The organism is Nitriliruptor sp. (assembly GCF_040882075.1).
Taxonomy (GTDB): domain Bacteria; phylum Actinomycetota; class Nitriliruptoria; order Nitriliruptorales; family Nitriliruptoraceae; genus Nitriliruptor.
On record NZ_JBBEBZ010000152.1, the window covers coordinates 1 to 16,338 of the forward strand.

General features: G+C 68.9%; 17 protein-coding genes and 1 pseudogene. 10 read left to right on the forward strand and 8 right to left on the reverse strand.

The genetic code is table 11. From position 1 onward, the window contains the following. Nucleotides 1-52: 52 nt before the first annotated feature. From WEB03_RS09170 to WEB03_RS09185, 4 genes and pseudogenes are all read left to right on the forward strand, one after another. Nucleotides 53-475 (forward strand): YciI family protein, encoded by a 423-nt coding sequence (locus WEB03_RS09170; protein WP_368070650.1) that lies wholly within the window; start codon nucleotides 53-55, stop codon nucleotides 473-475. A 53-nt stretch (nucleotides 476-528) separates the two neighbouring features. After that, nucleotides 529-1,412 (forward strand): annotated as a pseudogene (locus WEB03_RS09175) (RNA polymerase sigma factor); the annotation flags it as partial. Between the two features lie 36 nt (nucleotides 1,413-1,448). Next, a complete protein-coding gene (locus WEB03_RS09180; protein WP_368070651.1) occupies nucleotides 1,449-1,844 on the forward strand; it encodes a DUF2237 family protein in 396 nt (131 codons plus the stop codon). Between the two features lie 446 nt (nucleotides 1,845-2,290). Then, complete coding sequence (locus tag WEB03_RS09185; protein WP_368070652.1) at nucleotides 2,291-3,235, forward strand: hypothetical protein; 945 nt, start codon at nucleotides 2,291-2,293, stop codon at nucleotides 3,233-3,235. Nucleotides 3,236-3,508: 273 nt separating this feature from the next. Here the strand turns inward: WEB03_RS09185 and WEB03_RS09190 are convergent, their stop codons facing one another. Then, a complete protein-coding gene (locus WEB03_RS09190; RefSeq protein ID WP_368070653.1) occupies nucleotides 3,509-4,252 on the reverse strand; it encodes a GAF and ANTAR domain-containing protein in 744 nt (247 codons plus the stop codon). A 74-nt stretch (nucleotides 4,253-4,326) separates the two neighbouring features. Next, entirely contained in the window at nucleotides 4,327-5,040 is a 714-nt protein-coding gene (locus tag WEB03_RS09195) for a GAF and ANTAR domain-containing protein (protein ID WP_368070654.1), read from the reverse strand. Between the two features lie 461 nt (nucleotides 5,041-5,501). Between WEB03_RS09195 and WEB03_RS09200 the strand changes: the two genes are divergently transcribed. From WEB03_RS09200 to WEB03_RS09225, 6 genes are all read left to right on the forward strand, one after another. Next, entirely contained in the window at nucleotides 5,502-5,828 is a 327-nt protein-coding gene (locus tag WEB03_RS09200; RefSeq protein ID WP_368070655.1) for a sigma factor, read from the forward strand. A gap of 58 nt (nucleotides 5,829-5,886) precedes the next feature. After that, on the forward strand, nucleotides 5,887-6,651 hold the full coding sequence (locus tag WEB03_RS09205; protein WP_368070656.1) for a GAF and ANTAR domain-containing protein: 765 nt from the start codon (nucleotides 5,887-5,889) through the stop codon (nucleotides 6,649-6,651). 163 nt (nucleotides 6,652-6,814) lie between these two features. Beyond that, nucleotides 6,815-6,961 (forward strand): hypothetical protein, encoded by a 147-nt coding sequence (locus tag WEB03_RS09210; protein WP_368070657.1) that lies wholly within the window; start codon nucleotides 6,815-6,817, stop codon nucleotides 6,959-6,961. Nucleotides 6,962-7,337: 376 nt separating this feature from the next. Then, nucleotides 7,338-7,874 (forward strand): macro domain-containing protein, encoded by a 537-nt coding sequence (locus tag WEB03_RS09215; protein WP_368070658.1) that lies wholly within the window; start codon nucleotides 7,338-7,340, stop codon nucleotides 7,872-7,874. Between the two features lie 309 nt (nucleotides 7,875-8,183). Then, nucleotides 8,184-8,414: a helix-turn-helix domain-containing protein gene (locus WEB03_RS09220; protein WP_368070659.1), complete on the forward strand. Its 231-nt coding sequence runs from the start codon at nucleotides 8,184-8,186 to the stop codon at nucleotides 8,412-8,414. Beyond that, nucleotides 8,407-9,654, forward strand: coding sequence for a HipA domain-containing protein (locus WEB03_RS09225; protein ID WP_368070660.1), 1,248 nt, complete (start codon nucleotides 8,407-8,409; stop codon nucleotides 9,652-9,654). Before WEB03_RS09220 ends, WEB03_RS09225 begins: the two co-directional genes overlap by 8 nt. Before the next feature lie 196 nt (nucleotides 9,655-9,850). On the opposite strand, the gene WEB03_RS09230 is transcribed toward WEB03_RS09225, so the two are convergent. The 6 genes from WEB03_RS09230 to WEB03_RS09255 all read right to left on the reverse strand — a co-directional run. Further along, nucleotides 9,851-10,777, reverse strand: a complete 927-nt coding sequence (locus WEB03_RS09230; RefSeq protein WP_368070661.1) for a hypothetical protein — start codon at nucleotides 10,775-10,777, stop codon at nucleotides 9,851-9,853. Then, nucleotides 10,774-11,136: a helix-turn-helix domain-containing protein gene (locus tag WEB03_RS09235; RefSeq protein ID WP_368070662.1), complete on the reverse strand. Its 363-nt coding sequence runs from the start codon at nucleotides 11,134-11,136 to the stop codon at nucleotides 10,774-10,776. Before WEB03_RS09235 ends, WEB03_RS09230 begins: the two co-directional genes overlap by 4 nt. 119 nt (nucleotides 11,137-11,255) lie before the next feature. Continuing rightward, a complete protein-coding gene (locus WEB03_RS09240) occupies nucleotides 11,256-11,507 on the reverse strand; it encodes a Fic family protein (protein ID WP_368070663.1) in 252 nt (83 codons plus the stop codon). A 328-nt stretch (nucleotides 11,508-11,835) separates the two neighbouring features. Then, nucleotides 11,836-12,084: a hypothetical protein gene (locus WEB03_RS09245; RefSeq protein WP_368070664.1), complete on the reverse strand. Its 249-nt coding sequence runs from the start codon at nucleotides 12,082-12,084 to the stop codon at nucleotides 11,836-11,838. 197 nt (nucleotides 12,085-12,281) lie between these two features. Then, nucleotides 12,282-12,920: an ArsR family transcriptional regulator gene (locus WEB03_RS09250; protein WP_368070665.1), complete on the reverse strand. Its 639-nt coding sequence runs from the start codon at nucleotides 12,918-12,920 to the stop codon at nucleotides 12,282-12,284. A 1,142-nt stretch (nucleotides 12,921-14,062) separates the two neighbouring features. Further along, nucleotides 14,063-16,338, reverse strand: a 2,276-nt coding sequence (locus WEB03_RS09255; RefSeq protein WP_368070666.1) for a vitamin B12-dependent ribonucleotide reductase, incomplete at its 5' end; no start/stop codon positions are given.

The following is a 16,338-nucleotide window of genomic DNA, read 5'->3' on the forward strand; positions in this document are numbered from 1 at the left end:
CGACGTGGTGGTAGAAGGCCGCATGGGGCGGCCTCACCGGGAAGGAACCACCGTGAAGTACATGCTGATCATGCGGGCGACCGAGCAGGCCAAGGCGGCGTACGAGAACCTCGATTTCGAGGAGGTCATCAACGCGATGGGCGCCTACAACGAGTCGATGATGAAAGCCGGCGTGCTGCTGGCCGGGGAGGGCCTCGCCGAACCAGACGACGGGTTCATCGTCGACTTCGAGTCGGAGACGCCGATCGTCACCGACGGCCCGTACGGCGAGACCCACGAGCTGTTCAACGGCTTCTGGATCATCGAGGTGAGCAGCAAGGAGGAGGCCGTGCAGTGGGCGAGTCGTGCCCCGCTGGGTCCTGGCAACAAGCTCGAGGTCCGTCGCGTCACCGACGAAGCCGACTTCACGGACCACGCCGACAACGAGTACATCCAGAAGGAGGCGGGGTGGCGCGAGCAGCTCGGCACGTCGTGAGCGAGATGGGCCGAGGCAGCTGACGCGTGGCCGACATCAGACGAACGGTCGACCCGGTCCTGTCGCGCCAAGCCCAGGTGTGCCTGACCCTCCGCGTCGTCGCCGGCCTGACCACCGACGAGATCGCCCGCATGCTGCTCGTGCCGGTCACCGCCGTGCAGCAACGGATCGTGCGGGCCAAGAGGATGCTCGCCGCTGCGAACGTGCCGTTCGAGACCCCCGAGCCGAACGAGTGGCGCGAACGCCTCGGCGGGGTGCTCGGCGTCGTCTACCTGATCTACACCGAGGGCTACGCCGCGACGCGCGGCGACCGCTGGATCCGTCCCGAACTCGCGAACGAGGCACTGCGGCTCGGCCGAGTCCTCGCCGGGCTGCTGCCTCTCGAACCCGAGGTGCACGGGCTGGTCGCGCTGATGGAGCTCCAGTCGTCGCGTTTCGCGGCACGCACCGACCCCGACGGTGCGCCCATCCTGCTGGCCGATCAGGACCGGAACCGGTGGGACCGGGCGCAGATCGGGCGAGGGCGCGCGGCGCTCCGGCGGGCCGATGCGGTCGGCCGTGGTCGGGCAGCTACGGCCTGCAGGCGGCGATCGCCGAGTGCCACGCGATCGCGCCGAGCGTGGAGGAGACCGACTGGCCACGCGTCGTGCTGCTCTACGAGGCGCTCGGCCGGCTCGCGCCCAGCCCCGTGGTCGAGCTGAACCGGGCGGTCGCGGTGTCCATGGCGACGGGCCCGGCCAGCGCCTTACCCATCGTCGAAGGGCTCACGGCAGCGGGCGAACTGCGTGGTTCGCACCTGCTGCCGAGCGTCCGCGGCGAACTCCTCGCGCAGCTCGGGCGGACCGAAGAGGCACGTGCCGAGCTCCTCGTCGCTGCCGAGCGGGCGACCAACCAGCGTGAGTCCGCCGTGCTGCGCGGTAAGGCGGCGGCGCTCTGAACAGGCGCCGGCCGGCCACGCGGTTAGCCTCGCGCCATGAGCGATCGCAACGTCCTCGGCGGCGAACTCGAAGGCTGCAGCGCCGACCCGGTCACGGGCTGGTTCCGCGACGGCACCTGCCGGACGGCGCCGGACGACATCGGTAGCCACACCATCTGCGCGGTGATGACCGCCGAGTTCCTGGCACACCAGCAGGCCATCGGCAACGACCTCGTCACACCACGGCCCGAGTTCCGCTTCCCCGGCCTCTCCCCCGGCGACCGCTGGTGCGTGACCGCACCGAACTGGCTCCGCGCACACGCCGACGGTGCTGCTGCCCCGGTCGCGCTGGCGGCCACGAGCGAACGCGCGCTCGAGGTCGTGCCGCTCAGCATCCTGCGCGAACACGCCGTCGACGTTCCAGACGATCCGAGCGGCCTCGACACGCCGTGATCCCCACCATCACGGGTCGCGACGGTGAGCCCTCGAGGCCGGCTCGCACCAGAGGTGGGCTCACCGGTTCAGCTGGGCTGGGGCGCCACCATCTTGTCCGCCACCCCAGCACCTCGTCTCGACCCACCGCTGCCCGATCATGCCGGTGCCCACTCAGGATCGCCGCTTCTTCCGCGGAAGAAGCTCCCTCGACCACGACGTCGGTCGTCGTTCACCCTCGCGTCCGGTGGCGTGCTCGGGTACGAGCGGCACGGAACCGACGGGGGGCCAGCAGCGTCTCACCGTTCGACGCTGACGAGGGAGCCGCCGTGTCGTGGAACGGGACGGGACCACGAAGCCGACGATCGAGGTGGATCTGGGCCGGCTGCGCAGCGATCCTGATGGTCGGCGGCTGCGGCACGCCGCCACCATCGATCCAGGCGGAACCCGGCGCGATGGACGGGGCGATGGACGGGGCGACGCCGGACCCCGGCGCCGCTATCGCGCCGAGCTGCTCGGAGATCCCCGACCGGAGCTACCAGCCTCCGCCGGAGGATCAGCCCCCAGCGGATCCGGCCCTGACCACCGCTGACGCCATCCTCGACCTCCCGATCCAGGAACCCGTTGAGCCCGAGATCATCGAGCTCGAGAACGGCGAGACGGTCCACATCGCTCCTGAGGCTCCGCCGACGGCGATCGGGGCGCTGCAGACCGAGGGACCGATCGAGTGGCCGGACCACTTCGGCGGGGTCTGGGGGGACCAGCGGTACGGGTCGATGGTCGTCGGCTTCACCGAGGACGTGGATCGCTACGCCGAGCTGGTCCGCGGGCGCTACGGGGCCGCGTGGTGGGTGGTCGAGGTCGAGCACAGCGAGGTCGAGTTGCGCGAGCTCCAGGACGAGATCGGTCGAGCGGAACTCGGTCCGAGCGACGGTCCGGGCTCGATCTCCTCGACCGCATCGGGGACCGGTCAGCTCAACCGGGTGACGATCGGCATCCTGGAACCGAGCGACGACCGGCTCGCTGAACTGTCCGAGCGGTACGGCGCGGCTCGGATCTGTTTCGAGATCGAACGCACGCCGACGGCCGACGACGCTCAGGTGGCGCCGTGGGAGCCGGCTCCGGGCGCCGCCCTCACGCCGGACACCACCCGTATCGACGTGCTGGTCAACGAACGCGCCTGTGCGAGCGGCACCTCGGCGGAAGGGCGGATCGCTCCGGCGACCGTCGAGTACGGCCCGGAGACGGTGACCATCACGCTCGCGGTCATCCCCGTCACCGGGCCCGCAGCCTGCCCAGGGAACCCCGACACACCGTTCACCATCGAGCTCGACGAGCCCCTCGGCGACCGCACGCTGCTCGACGGTGGCACGACACCGCCGTCGCCACCATCCCTCGACGACCATCGCTGACGGCGCGCTGAAGACTTCAGCTCGCACCGGGCCAGCGGCGGTGCTGCAGGAAGCCGAGCCCGGGTGACCCTCTCGCCAGTCGGGCCGGTCGCCATCTTCGCGCTCGACGATCCCTCGGGAGCTGCCAGGAAGTGGTCGTCGAGTCGACGCAGCCGATCTCCGAGCCCCACCCGAACGCCCTCCCCGGACGGTGTCGCGGCGGACCTCCCAGGTCCGGCGTCGCGACGATAGCGACGCCCGCGGGCTGTTCGACGCGCGAGAACGGCGGGCTCGTCAGGCGCTGAGACCGTCGGCGTCGATCTCGCGTTCGACCACACCACGGGCCAGATCGCTCAGCTTGTGGTTGTGCCGGCGGGAGTACGCACGGAGCAGCGTGAACGAGTCCTCGATCGAGCGGCCGGACTGTTGGCTGATGACGCCCTTGGCTTGCTCGATGCTGATCCGGCTGTGGAGGGCGTGCTGGAGCTGGTTCGTGACGGTGGCGGCACGGTGAGCTTCGCGTTGCTGGAGCAGGCCGATCGTGGCGATGTCACCCATGGCCTGGACCACGAGTTGGTCCTCGTCGCCGATCCCACCGGGTTCGTTGCGGAACAAGTTGAGGGCTCCGAGGATCTCCCCGCGGAGCCGCAGTGGCACCGCTTGGACGGAGCGGAACCCCACCGACAGGGCCTTGGGAGCGAACAGCGGCCACCGGTCCTGCGCGTCCTCGAGATCGTCGACGCCCACCGGGAGACCGGTGGTGAAGCAGTCCTGGCACGGGCCCTCCTGGCTCTGCACCTGGAACAGTTCGAGCAGGTGGGTGCGTTCCTCGGAAGCGGCCATGAACTGCAGATCGCCCGCCTCGTCCGCGAGCAGGATCCCCGCCTCCGACGCGATACTCATCTCCACGACCCGTTCGGTCAACGTGTAGAGGAGCTCGACCACGTCGAAATCCTCGACCAGCGTGTCCGCGAGCTCGACGAAGGTCGCGACGAGCCGACGCTCCCGTTCCGTCGCCACGGCTTCGGTGCGTTCCATCTCATCCTCGCATCCTGATCTGTGCGGGCTAGGCCAAGGGCTAGGCCGCTGTGTCGAAGGTACGCCGTGGGACCTCACAGGTCCGGTGGATCGCTCATCGGGTCCGTCATCCGCAGCCGGCGAGCGATGACGTCAAGTGCAACGTCGTGCAGTGGCCGGCCCGCCGAGAACGCGTGAGCCCGGAGCACCGATATGGCGGCTGCAACGGCGATACCGAGCTGTACCGACACCATGCCGCTCGCCTGGTGGACCGCGACCTCGCCGGGGCCACCGCTGCGGAACATCTCGTCGAGGTCATCGACCGGTCGTCCAGCCTGCGAGGCGAGCACCAGACCGACGGCGACACGGGCCACGACCACCGCGTCCGCGTGCTCGTCGTCGGTCAGGTCACCGGCCACCTGGCGGTACAGGGTGAGCGCGCCGACCCTGGCCGACCCCCGGCGCAGCGGGAAGGCGAACACCGCTCGCAGACCGAGAGCGGACGCTGCCGGACCGAAGGCGGGCCACCTGTCGTCCCGTCCGAGGTCAGGGACGATCACCGGCCAGCCACTGCGGTGCACAGCCCACGCCGGCCCCTCCCCGAAGTCGGTCTGGAGCCGATCGCACGAGTCGCAGACGTCGGTCCGGCTGAGGGTCAGGAGCTCGGGACCTGGGGTCGCGACGGCGACGGCGACCCCGGGGCTGCCGAGCAGGCCCGCGGCCCCGGCGCACAGCCGCTCGATGACGTTCTCGCCCGGCGCCGCCTCGAGGGCGTCGAGCACTCTGACCAGCCGGTCGACGTCCCTCACCGCGCCGTCACGCCTCCGGCTAGGACCTCGACCGAGGTCAGGTCGGGAGCCGCCACGTCGGAACTCTCCGACAGCGAAGGGTCGTGATGGGTCACGCGAGCTCCGACCGGCAGGATGGCTCCTCACAGAGGCGCCACCACCGAGGACCGGGGCAAGGACGTCGTTGAGCTTCGAACCTACACCTTGGCTCCCCCGCCCACCCGGCCGTTGGCCCTGACGACGGATCTCGAACTCTCCGTGCGTGCTCTCCGTGCCGTGCGTGCTCTCCGTGCCGTGCGTGCTCTCCGTGCGTGGGTTTTCGTCAGGGCGTACGCTGATCCCCGTGCTCCGAACCCTGGCACGGCGTAGCCCATGGCACGCCGACGTCCGGAGATGAAGTGCCGACACGTTCGTCACGACCACGCTGGTCGCTGCCTCAACGGCACACCACGGTGACGCCGCAGCCACGTAGCGACGACGAGTTGCTGAACGACGTCGCGTCCGGCGATCACCAGGCGCTCGCGAGCCTGTACGACCACATCGCCAGGCTCGTGTACGCCAACGTCCGGCGTGCGCTCGACGACCCGATCTGGGCCGACACCGTCGTCGAAGAGGCCTTCGTCGAGGTGTGGCAGCAGGCGGACCGGTTCGACCCGTCCCACACCCCCGCGGTGATCTGGATCCTCGATCTGGCGCACCAGCTCGCGGCGGAACACAACCGGTCCGATGAACCGCAGGTCGCTGCGGTCCCCGCGACCTCACCGAGCCGCGAACCGCACGTCAGCCACGTGATCGGCGCCCGCCGCTGACGATCCGCTCGCAGAGGCGCACGACCTGCGCCCGTCACCCTCCAGGAAGGTTCGAGCAGTGCCAGACCGGAAGACACGTGCCGCGGAGAAAGCGCTCGAAGCCGTCGCCCAGATCGCTCGCGAGCTGGCGGCAGCGCCGGACCTCGACGAGACGCTCCAACGCATCGTCGATCTCGGCAGCGACTACATCGACGGCTGCGAGGGAGCCAGTATCAGCTTCATCCGGGGCCGTGCCGTGTCGACACCGGTGTGGTCGAACCGCACCGCGCTCGCGGCCGATCAGGCCCAGTACCGACACAACCAGGGTCCGTGTCTCCAGGCCCTCTCCGTGCACGAGACCGTCGTCATCGACGATGTCGCCGCGGAGCAACGGTGGCCCAAGTGGCGCGAGGCGGTGCTCGAACTCGACCTGCGTTCGAGCATCAGCTTCCGGCTCTTCCTCGGCCCCGGTGGTGAGGAGACGTTCGGGTCGCTGAACATGTTCTCCTCCCACGCCCACGCCTTCGACGCGCACGCGCAGGTGCTGGGGCAGGTCTTCGCCTCGCACGCAGCGGTGGCGTTGAAAGCCGCCATCACCGAGGCCGGGCTCGAACAGGCGGTCCGGTCCCGGGACGTCATCGGGCTGGCCAAGGGCATCCTCATGGAGCGGCACGACATCGACGCTGGTGAGGCGTACCAGAGGCTGCGGCGCACCTCGAGCGACCGCAAGATCGCGCTCCGCGTCCTCGCCGAGCAGGTCGGCGAGTCGGGTGCGCTCCCCGATGCCCGACCACCAGCCGACGTGCCAGCTGGATCGTCGGCTGAGCGAACACGGGTCGGATGAGTTCCGCTCTGTGATGCTCCGGACCTCCACCGGCGGCCCGACAGGTGAGGTGTCATGGCAGCGGCGTGGCGGTTCGACGCGCAGGACGTCTTCGATGACGACTACCTGTTCTCCTACAGCCGGCTCCTCACCGACACGTCACTGACACGTCACCGGCCTCGACGTGACGTCCCGGTTCCTCGACCGAGCACGCGAGGACGCCCGATCCCGCAGCGTCGAGGTGGACGACGTCCGCGGTGACGTGCGGGAGCTCGCCTGGGAGGGCCAGTTCGACGCGGGAGCGCGTCACCGCCGTGGGCAGCGTCGATGACGCGGTAGCCGTGAGCTTCGGGCATCGCCCGCGCCACCGTCCGCAGGTTGTCCTCGGCGTCGGCTGTGACGGGACCGAGATGGGCGGTCCGTCGCAGCGCGAACGTGGGCAGCACTCCGTGATCCGACATCTGCCGGTGTACGCCCTCCTCCCGGCCGCGTCACAGATCCGCGTCTACACGGGCGATACCGGGCGGATGACTCCCGGCTCGTCGTGGCTAGGCAGAGGGGGCAGCGAGGCAGCGCCGGGTCGCGACGGCCGGGCTCGCAAGACGCCAGCTACGCGCCGTCGGCCGCGAGGTCTGACGGTCAGGGCGCTGCGCAACGGCCGTGTCTACCGTGACGTCGCTGCAGGTAGCCCCCACGGAGGAGCGCCGATGTACACCTACGACGTCTCCGGGGTCCGGATCGAGCTGTCACGCGGAGACATCGCGTCGCAACCGGGGATCGATGCGGTCGTCAACGCGGCGAACGCGGCGCTCGAGATCGGTGGCGGAGTGGCCGGTGCGCTGCACCGGGCTGCCGGGCCTGGACTGGCCGAGGAGTGCCGGCCGATGGCGCCGATCGCACCCGGCGAGTGTGTGCTCAGCGGCGGTCACGAGCTCCCCAACCGTGCGGTGATCCACTGCCTCGGCCCGGTCTTCGGCCAGGACGAACCTGCGGAAGCGTTGCTGGCCAGCTGCTACCGCACGGCCTTGGAGATCGCGGACGCGAGCGAACTGACCTCCGTCGCGTTCCCCGCCATCTCCACCGGCGCGTTCGCCTACCCGGTCCGTGACGCCGCCGATGTCGCCTCGGGCACGGTCATCGCGATGGCCCCGCACCTGCAGACGGTTCGGCTGGTGCGTTTCGTGCTCCGAACCGCGGACGACCTCGAGGTCCGCAGAGAGGCGTTCGAGGCCGCATCGCGGTGAGGACACGGTGAGGACACGCCGGTCATCGCGATCGGTGACGAGCGTGCGAACGCACCTCAGAAGCAGCCACCGAGGGAGACCACACCCCACCGGCCCGTCGTCGTCCTGCGCCACACCCCAGTTGGAGAGGACGTCGTGGTCCTCCACGATGTGTCCGCCCGCTGGCCGCACCGACCTGGCCTCGGCGCGGGGGGTCCAGCGGTGTCACGATGTTGTCACAACCGGAGGACCTCGGTATTGTGACTATACCGGCACATCCAGCTGCCAAGGATCTGTGTTTCGGTACCGACACACCGTGAGGAGGTGGTCGTGCAGTACTCCGTCCGCAGCGCCACGGACCTCGGCGCTGCCATCCAGGACGCGCGCCGTGAAGCCGGGCTGACCCAGCTCGAGCTCGCTGAACGGGCCGGTGTGTCCCGCCCGTACCTCGCGCACGTCGAACGGGGACGATCGTCGCGGCTGCTCGAGTTGCTGCTCGATCTGCTGCGCGTCCTCGACCTCGAGCTGGTGGTGCGGCCCCGGAGCTCCCGTGGTGCCTGAGCGTCCCACGCGCCTCGACGTCGAGCTGCACGGTGAGTTCGTCGCGCAGCTGCAGGAACGAAGGCGGCAGGGGCGCGTCGAGCTGACCTACACCGAGCTGGCCCGCGATCGGTGGCAGGCAGGTCTGCCTGTCATCTCATCCTCCCTGCCGGTGCGGCCGCGGCCCCAGGACGCCACCGCGTTCCTCAACGGTCTGCTGTCCGAGGGCCAGGCCCGCTACACGCTCGCGGCGCAACGGGACCTGCCCGCCTCCGACGCCTTCGGGTTGCTGGCCTCCTACGGCCGCGACATCGCGGGTGCGCTGGTCATCTCCGACCCGGACGCGGACCCGACCACCCGCCGGCCGCACGCGGTCGGCTACGCGACGTTCGACGAACTCGCCGCGGCGATCACGGCGCTGCCGGACCAACCGCTGGGCAGCCACGACGACAGCGAGCTGTCGCTGGCCGGCGTTCAGGAGAAGCTCCTGCTCGTCGCCTCCTCCAGTCCGACCGGCTGGGCACGACCCGCCGGGGGTCTGCCGTCCACCCACATCCTCAAGCCCGACCCCCTCACGCACCCAGGAGTGGTCGTACGTGAGGCCGAGGCGTTACAACTGGCTCGCGCGGTCGGGTTGACCACGATCGACCCGCGCATGCTCGATATCGATGGCCGACCGTGCCTGGTCGTCGAACGTTACGACCGCCAGGCCGGGGCCGACGGCGAGGTCCTCCGGATCCACCAGGAGGATCTGCTGCAGGCGGTCGGCAAGGACCCGGCCGAACGGCACGGGCGGGCCAAGTACCAGGAAGCGGACGGCCCAGGGTTCATCGACGCTGCCGCACTCCTGCTCGAACGGGCCACCGACCCCGATGAGGAACTTCGCAAGCTCGCCGGCTCGATGGTCTTCACGGTCCTGATCGGCAACTCCGACGCGCACGCGAAGAACCTCTCGCTGCTGCTCGACCCGCCGGGGACGGTGCGACTCGCGCCGCTGTACGACACGGTGCCCACCATGTTGTTCCCCAAGCTCGAGGTCCGCTGCGCGATGTGGGTTGGTGGCGTGCACCGCAGCCTCGAAGACGTCACCTTCGAAGCGATGGTGCGCGAGATGGTTGGCCGACACGCGTGGAAGCTCTCGGAACACCGCGCGGTCGAACTGGTCGACGAGTGGCTGGGATCGATCGCGTCCGCCGCCGACGACACCCCGACCGGCCGGTACGTGCAGCGTCGTGCCGCTGAGCTCGAACGATCCCGCTGACCCGCCGACGGCTCGGTCGAGGAGACCCGCTCGATCACGAAGTTGACCGACACGTTCGCGTCTGGACACGTTCGTGTTCTGGGTGGGTGGCCGAGGTTCGTCGCCCCGCATGAGCGTGGAACGCGACGCCGCAGCCCAGGCGCAACCGACCTCAACCGGGCGGCGGGGAGCGAGTCCGATGACCACCGTGCTCCCACTACTCCGACGCCAGGGCATCGTCACCTTCGAGTGTCCAAACCGCCCAACTTGAGACGTACTGCGAGGACGGGACCCGGTCGAGGCTCGTCGCGTTGACGTTCAGCACGTAGCCACCGCCCGCAGGGAGACGCTTGGCGAGATCCTTTCGAAGGTTCTTGCTGGCGTTCACGATCCGCTCGTGATGCCAGTCACCGGCCCTGTTGTCCCACAGGCCTGCTGCGTTGGCGGACGCCTCTGATAGGACGGCGTGCAACTTCACGTTCTGGTCGGTGGCCTCGACGTACCACTCCTCGGTTGCCGCCACCAGCCGCATCACGTCGGTCGGGCTACCTGCCTTCGCGAAGCTCTTGCTCAGGCTGCGGATGCGAGCACCGGCAGCGGAGAGAACGTCGCGTTCGACCAGGTCGTCGTGGGCAGTACGTCCGAACCGTCGGGCTACCCATCGTCCGAACCGGGAACGCTGGGGACCGGTCAGCGGAGAGAGCTGCCGGACGCTCTCGTGCAGAAGGGCGGTCTTGTCGACGCTACTGACGTACAGGAGGCTTGCCACAGGCCAGCGTTCAGCATCGGGCCGTAGGCCCTTCTCGTCCGGGTACGGGAAGTGACGCGGCGAGTACGGGCCACTTCGCAGCTGGTGCCAGCGAGAAGCGGGGACGTACACGAGGGGACAGACCACGATGCAGGGTTCCTCGGCCGGGTCGCGCACGATGTCGCAGTCCTGGCTCAGTACCACGTACCAGCCCGCCTCGCTTTCAACGGTCACCGACCAGAGCGTGTCATCGCCGACCTCGGCGTGCGCGGCTGCTGCAGCAGCAGAAGGGCCTGCGCCGACGATCGTGACCGCCCCGAGCGAGATCAGGTCCCCTTGACCCAGCGTACGAAGCAGCTGTTCGAGTCGATCCCGTCCCGCCTCAGCGGAAGTCATCCAGCAGTCGAGACAAGCACTCGGCGAGCGGTACCGAAGAGGTCTTCCAGTGCTGTGCGCTCAGGCGAAGGCCCCTGCTCTGGCAGAGCAACCAGAGCGCGGATGTCGCGCTCTGCTGCCGCAGCCTCGGAGAACGTCACAGCCTCGCCGGTGCCCAAACCGCCGTCCAACGCAAGGGCGGGGCGGCGCAGGCTGCTGGCCTCCTCGAACAGGGCCGCGCGGACCTCCTCGAGGTTGAACCGCCGGTGACCCCCTGGCGTCATGTCATGGAGGACGTGGCCGTCGCGTGCGTACTTCTGCACGGTGCTTGGTGCCAAGCCCAGGGCGTCGGCGATCTGCTTGGTGGTCTGGTCACGCACCCCACTCACCTTTCACGGTTATCACGACTATATCGACTTTCACGGTTCATGCAAGCCTCGGCTCGAGGCTGCCAAGGCGAGCTGACGGTCTGGAGGTGGACCAGGCCCACGGCTGGCTGTCAGAGCGGCGAGATCAACGGGTCGAGCATGGAGGCCAGGCGCACGTGCGAGTCCAGGGTCGCCTCGATGGAGGCCTCCACGTTCTCGACGGCATCCATCGAGGCGAAGTCGAGGCGCCATCCGGCGTGGAGCGCGACCTGTAGGAAGAACTCGCGCTGCGCTCTGCCGTTGCCTTCGCGGAACGGGTGGAGGGCGTTGACCTCGCCGAGGAAGAAGCCGAGACGGTCGACCGGGGTAGACGTAAGGATCAACGGTCACGTGTAGCGGGTGAGCAGCTCCGCGATGGCGTCGCCTGACGTGCCCTCTGCGACGTCGGCTACGAACGACTGTTGCCTGCTTCGCCTCGAGAGGCAATGCGGCGCCGTGGCGGCGGTGTCACAACTTCACGGGCGGCCTGGAGCAGCTGCCAACCCGCTCCGATTCCTGTTGCCATCTGTATTTACTCGAACAGACGTTCGGGCTGCCAGAACCCGAATCGGAGTGCTGCCATCCGCATCACGTGCGGTTGGCAGGGCTGATCGGAGCAGGTTGGCAGTACTCCGATTCGTAGCAGCGTTCCAGTTCTCGAGGGACGTCGCGTCAGGCGTCACCGATCCGTGACCGTGCGGCGCGCACGACGATGCCGGCGATCCTGGGAACGACACCCAGACGCGGGCTGGCCATCCGGTAGTGGTTGGCGTTGCGCTGCACCCGGATGGCGTCCAGCGCCTTCCCGGCCTCGAGCTCCTCGGGCGAATCCCGCAACTCTGCCTCACCGAACTGCATCACGGCCACGTGCTGCCCGTCCTCGCCCTTCTTACCGGCCAGCTGGAGACCGAGCTCCTCCATCACCGCGCGAAGGGCGTCCCAGATGGCGGAGTAGAACGCGTCGTGGGCCGTGAGGTGTTGCTCGGCCTTGCGCAGGATCCGGCCCGCTTCCAGGCGCCCTTCGGCCTGCTCGACGAGACTGAGAGCAGTCTCGTGATCCGGCTAGCGTGGTTGCAGCAACTGTCCGAGCTGGGCGCGGACCTCTGGTCGCAGCGACATCACGACACCCGTCCGTAGTCGTCGCCGTGCACGCCGACCCGCGGCCCATCGCTCACGCCGCGCAGGAACGCCGTCGAGCGCTGGGCCCACTCCTCGCGTTCGACCGGGGTCGCATTGAACGCTGCGCCGGGTACGCGCCCGCCTGCTCGTGATACGAGCTGAAAGATCGCCAACGTGTCCTCCTCGGGGAAATCGGGGTGGTCGGGGTCGAACACGACCATCACGTCGATGTCGTTGGGCGGCGGTCCCGGCTCACCGGTGAACCGCTGCGCCCAGGACCCGAACACGAAGACCTGGTCGATCCAGGGCTGGTCAGCAAGCACATCGCGCAAGGCTGGCAACGGGCCGTAGGTCTGCATCAGCAACTGCCGCAGGGGCGCGGCGTAGGGCGGTTGGTCCGACCATGCGATCGTGCGCGATCTTCCCACCCGTGCTTCGGTCAGGATGCCCAGCATGAGCAGCCGCTCAACCTCGCGATGCACTGTGGCGTACTGCGCCGCGGTGCGCCGGGCGAGCTCGCTGATGTCGAGCTCCTGGCCGGCCGGGGCGCACGCCAGTTCCCCGAGCAGGCGCATCTGTGTGTCGGACCGAAAGATCGGGGCCAAGGCTGGCGCCATCGCGCCCATCACATCCTCCATACTATCAACGTTTGTGATAAAGTTATCACTTACGTTGATACTGTGCCGACTGGTGACGCGGAGGCACTCACCCTTGCCGGTAGCGGTCACCCACACGAGGATGGACCCCGTACGGGGTCCATCCTGAGCCGATCGGACGCTTCCCGTGCGGCTACCAGGCTGCTCCGATTCGTAGCGTCCAAGTTCACGGACCGGAGCACCCTGATCCGGGTTCGGGGCGCGCGAGCGGGTGACCCGAGCGGCGTGAGCGGCAGGATGTCGCACAGCGCTCGTAGGGTCGCGGCGTGACGTCGACCGCCGCCGGGGAGCCATGAGTGTCGTTGACCAGCCAGCTGAAGGAGGCACGCGGCCCGCTGCGTGGCTGGTTCGAACAGACCCTGCCGGACCTGCGGGGCATGCAGGCAGACGTGCGCCGGACCCGCACCGCTACGGCCCCGATCAAGCCGTCGTCGCCGGCCGGCTACCCGTGGGGTGAGGTCGGGACCGCGCTCGACCACCGGGCCGGGTTGGCGCTGGCGGCGCCGGAGCTCGAGTGTGCCGAACGTGGCGGGACAGACGTGGTCGCCCTGGTGGAACGTGAGCATGGCGCCGCCGCAGCGGCGAGCACTGCCGCGGCCGTCACGGCCTTCCTCGACGACCACCGGCGCCGCTGCAAGGATGTGGGGCTCCCGGCGTCCCGTCGTCCGACGAAGGACGACGAGCGGCAGCTCGGGTGCGATGCCTACGTCGTCGCGCTGCTCGAGACGGCCTACCGGTTCGGCGCCGAACCACGGTCACCGTTGGTGGAGGGCGCGGGAAGGTTGACCTCCGGCGCACTTCGGCAGCTGGCGCCCGACGCGGTCCTCGACGACCTCGCCGAACTGGCCGGGGTCGTCCACGACGTGCTGGTCCCGGCCGTCGCCGGGCGTGCGCCGCTGCACCTCGGCCCGTTCTTCGCAGGCAGTGGCGTGGTCGGCGGCGGCGCGGACGCCGACCTGGTCGCCGGCGGCCTGCTGTTGGAGATCAAGACGTCGGTGGCGACGACGCTGCGGCGCGAGCGGTGCTACCAGCTGCTCGGCTACGCGCTGCTCGACTTCGACGACGCGTTCGCGATCGACGAGGTTGGGTTCTTCCTGACTCGAATCGGAGTGCTGCCATCCGCTTCACGAGCAGCCGCTGGTGGTGCCGCAGGACTCGCAGACGTGGCAGGCACCGGCGCGCTTCATCTTGATGCCGCACTCGAAGCACATCGGAGCGTCGTGATCGATCGGTACCGAGCCGCCCTGGAACCTCGGCATCGGAGCCGCCTGCGCCACCGCCGCGGGCGACGGCGCCGTCGGCACCGCAGGTTCTTCCGCGGAAGAACTCTCGTCGAGCATCCGGGTCCGCTCGTCGAGCGTGAAGATCCCGAGGGCCTCCCGCTTCTCGAACGGCAGGTACTCGATCGCGAGCTTGCGAGCCACGTAGTCGACCAGCGAGGTCGAGAACCGGATCTCCGGGTCGTCGGTCATGCCGGCCGGCTCGAAACGCATGTTCATGAACTTCGACACGTAGGTCTCGAGCGGTACGCCGTACTGCAGACCGATCGAGAGGCTGATCGCGAAGGCGTCCAGCAGACCGGACAGCGTCGAGCCCTGCTTGCCGAGCTTGAGGAAGATCTCGGCCAGACCGTCACCCGGGTACTCGCCTGCCGTCAGGTAGCCCTTGGCGTCGGCGACGCGGAAGCTGATCGTCTGGCTCGGACGGGTCTTGGGGGGCTTGCGCCGCATCGGCACGTGCGCGTCGGCGACCGCCGCGGCGACCTCGGCCGGCGTCTTCTCCTTCTTCGACACCGACAGAGGTTGAGCCACCTTGCAGTTGTCGCGGTAGATGGCGATCGCCTTGATGCCGAGCTTCCAGGCGTCGAGGTGCAGCTGCTCGACGTCCTCGACCGTCGCCTCCTCGGGCAGGTTCACCGTCTTCGAGATCGCGCCAGAGATGAACGGCTGGGCCGCAGCCATCATCCCGACGTGACCCATGTAGTGGATCGCGTCGTCACCCATGGCGCACTGGAACACCTTGGTGTGCTCCTCGCGGAGCGCCGGTGCACCGTGGATGGTCTTGTTCTCGGCGATGTAGGCGATGATCGCCTCGACCTGCTCCTCGGCGTACCCGAGGTGGCGCAGGGCCTGCGGCACGGTCTGGTTGACGATCTCGATGGACGCGCCACCGACCATCTTCTTCATCTTGACCAGGCCCAGGTCCGGCTCGATGCCGGTGGTGTCGCAGTCCATCATCAGACCGATGGTGCCGGTCGGCGCGAGGACGGACGCCTGGGCGTTGCGGTAGCCATGGCTCTCACCGAGCGCGAGCGCTTCGTCCCACGCGGTGCGGGCGGCGTCGAGCAGATCCGGCGCCACCGGACGGGGGTCGATCTCGTCGACCGCGGCGCGGTGCTTGCCGATGACCCGCAGCATCGCCGACTCGTTCTTGGCGTAGCCATCGTGGGCGCCCTTGACCTTCGCGAGCTCCGCGGAGGTGCGGTAGGCGTGCCCGGTCATCAGCGCCGTGATCGCTCCGGCCCACGCACGACCCTCCTCGGAGTCGTAGGGCAGACCGATGCTCATCAGCAGGCCACCGAGGTTGGCGTACCCGAGGCCGAGTTCACGGAACGCCAGCGCGTTCTTGCGGATCCCCTCGGTCGGGTAGGACGAGAACCCGACGACGATCTCCTGGGCGGTGAAGATGACCTCGACGGCGCGCTTGAACGCGTCGACGTCGAACCGGCCGGCGTCGTAGTCGTAGAACTTCTTGAGGTTCAGCGACGCGAGGTTGCAGGCCGAGTTGTCGAGGTGCATGTACTCCGAGCACGGGTTCGAGCCGTTGATCCGGCCGTCCTCGGGCGAGGTGTGCCAGTCGTTGATCGTGGTGTCGTACTGCAGGCCCGGGTCGGCGCACTCCCAGGCGGCCTGGGAGATCTGGCGCATGACCTCACGCGCGTCCTTCTCTTCGATGACCTCGCCGGTGGTGACCGCACGCAGCGGGTAGGTGGTGCCCTCCTCGTAGGCCTCCATGAACTCGTCGGTGACGCGCACCGAGTTGTTGGCGTTCTGGTACTGGATCGAGGCGTAGTCGGCCCCGTCGAGGCCCATGTCGAACCCGGCGTCGCGGAGGATGCGGACCTTCTTCTCCTCCTTGGCCTTGGTCCAGATGAACTCCTCGATGTCGGGGTGGTCGACGTTGAGGATGACCATCTTGGCCGCGCGACGGGTCTTGCCGCCCGACTTGATCGTCCCGGCCGACGCGTCCGCACCACGCATGAAGGAGACGGGACCGGATGCCTCGCCGCCGCCCTTCAGGATCTCCTTGGAGGAGCGGATGGACGACAGGTTGATGCCGGCGCCCGAGCCGCCCTTGAAGATCGTCCCCTCCTCGACGTACCAGTTGAGGATGGAGGACA

Coding starts and splice junctions, on each gene's coding strand:
- WEB03_RS09180 (WP_368070651.1), top strand. CDS start 1,449: ATGAGCGATCGCAACGTCCTCGGCGGCGAACTCGAAGGCTGCAGCGCC.
- WEB03_RS09185 (WP_368070652.1), top strand. CDS start 2,291: ATGGACGGGGCGACGCCGGACCCCGGCGCCGCTATCGCGCCGAGCTGC.
- WEB03_RS09190 (WP_368070653.1), bottom strand. CDS start 4,252: ATGGAACGCACCGAAGCCGTGGCGACGGAACGGGAGCGTCGGCTCGTC.
- WEB03_RS09215 (WP_368070658.1), top strand. CDS start 7,338: ATGTACACCTACGACGTCTCCGGGGTCCGGATCGAGCTGTCACGCGGA.
- WEB03_RS09230 (WP_368070661.1), bottom strand. CDS start 10,777: ATGACTTCCGCTGAGGCGGGACGGGATCGACTCGAACAGCTGCTTCGT.
- WEB03_RS09245 (WP_368070664.1), bottom strand. CDS start 12,084: ATGGAGGAGCTCGGTCTCCAGCTGGCCGGTAAGAAGGGCGAGGACGGG.
- WEB03_RS09250 (WP_368070665.1), bottom strand. CDS start 12,920: ATGGAGGATGTGATGGGCGCGATGGCGCCAGCCTTGGCCCCGATCTTT.